Raw genomic sequence first — 1814 nt, 5'->3', positions numbered from 1 at the left:
ATGCTATAATAGAGTATGGCATTTATTAAAACAACAACCAACAAAGAAGGGCGTACTCATGTCTATCTTGTGGAGGGATATCGAAAAGATGGAAAAGTCAGACAGCGTATTTTGAAAAAATATGGTCTCTTAGATGAACTAGAGGTAGAGGAACCTGATATCTTAGAACGTTTGAAACGTGAGGCAAAGGAAGGTCTACTAACAGAACCTCAATTCTTTCAAGTAAGCTATGACCTACTGGCTCCTATGAATGAGGTGGATCAGTCCTATGGTTGGATGGTCTTGGATAACCTGTTTGAAGAGTTAAAACTAACCGAGTTTCTAAAGACAGTGAAATCGAAATCAGAGTACGATTTGGCTCAAGTTTTAAAACTATTAGTTTTTCAGAGAGTCCTCAATCCAGATAGTAAGTTATCTACTTATGCTTCTCAAGTAAACTTATTTGGTCATTGGGAAATAAGCCTCAACGCTATTTATCGTTCGTTAGATAAGTTGGATACCTTGAAAGAAAAACTTCTGCTTCATCTTCATAAAGAAGTGAGTCGCATGACCAAGCGTGAAGCACGTTTAGTTTTCTACGATGTAACGAACTACTACTTTGAAACAGATATCCCCGATGAGACGGTTGTTTCAGTTGATGGTGAAATTCTAAAAGAAGGACTAAGAAGGCGAGGTCCTAGTAAGGAACATCGTCCCAAACCCATTGTCCAATTAGGATTATTTATGGATACGAATGGAATTCCCATCAGTTATAAGTTATTTAGAGGAAATCAAACAGATCCTATTACCTATCTTCCAGCTGTTGAGGAAGTTAAAAAACAGTTTGGAATTGAGCGTATTGTGGTGGTGGCCGATAAGGCTATGAATAGCTCTTACAATATTTCTGAGATGATTCATCAAAAAGATGGATGGCTCTTCTCCCAGAAGCATCGTGGACGGCGTGGCGCCTCAAAGGAGCTACAAACACAAATTCTAAATCCAAACGATTGGCAATTTAATAAGGAGTTGACCTTCGCAAAGAAGTCCTATCTACGTGAACGCAAGCTGGGAACGAAGAAGGATTCTCCACTTGTCAAAGAGAAAGTTCTGATTACTTGGTCTAAGAAATACGCTGATCGAGAACGGATTCGTCGGGAAGGTGCTTTAGAATATGCCAGCCAACTAACCAATGCGGAACTCTTTCGACAGACCAGTAAAAAAAGAGGCAAGAAATATCTAGACCTCCACTATCTGGATGAAAAAACAGGGGAACTAAAGCCTTTTTCCCCACTTGTTACCATTGACCATGAGCAGGTTGATTTTGATGCTCAGTTTGATGGTGTGAATGTTCTTGTAACAAGTGAAGTTGGAATGACAGATGAAGAGATGTTGGAGGCTTATAAAGAGTTAGCTAAGATTGAGGATTGCTTCCGCATCACGAAGACAGAGCTTGAAAGTAGACCTGTTTATGTATGGACAGAAAATCATATACAGGCACATTTTTTGACTTGTTTTATCGCTTTAATTCATCTTCGACTCCTCCAACATCAAATTAATTGGAAGATGAGTCCAAGGAGAATCGCTAATGCTCTCAACAGTGCCAAAGCAACTAGGTTACAAGATAATTACTATAGACTACAAGAAAGTCCAGATATGCAGCTACTAAATAGATTATTGGGCATGGAATGGAACAAAGGGTTCGTGAAGTTTGAAGAACTCAAAAATTACGCCAAAGCTCCATATACAACACCTAAACGAGATTAAAGAACAGCGAAATCCCTTGTGGCGCAAGGGGGTAGCTGCCCTTTTGTATTTTTTAAGTGATAAAGTCGGGA

Annotated in this window: 1 protein-coding gene; it reads left to right on the top strand. The window is 39.3% G+C overall.

The window, feature by feature from the left end; translation table 11 throughout:
• Nucleotides 1-15: 15 nt before the first annotated feature.
• Nucleotides 16-1743, top strand: coding sequence for an IS1634 family transposase (locus HT678_RS11040; RefSeq protein WP_172925035.1), 1728 nt, complete (start codon nt 16-18; stop codon nt 1741-1743).
• Nucleotides 1744-1814 lie beyond the last annotated feature (71 nt).

Origin of the sequence: Streptococcus sp. 3167 (genome assembly GCF_013277175.1) — a bacterium.
GTDB classification, from domain to species: Bacteria; Bacillota; Bacilli; order Lactobacillales; family Streptococcaceae; genus Streptococcus; species Streptococcus pseudopneumoniae.
The sequence above is the reverse complement of the archived record's forward strand: the minus strand, read 5'-3'. Positions and strand labels throughout refer to the sequence as shown.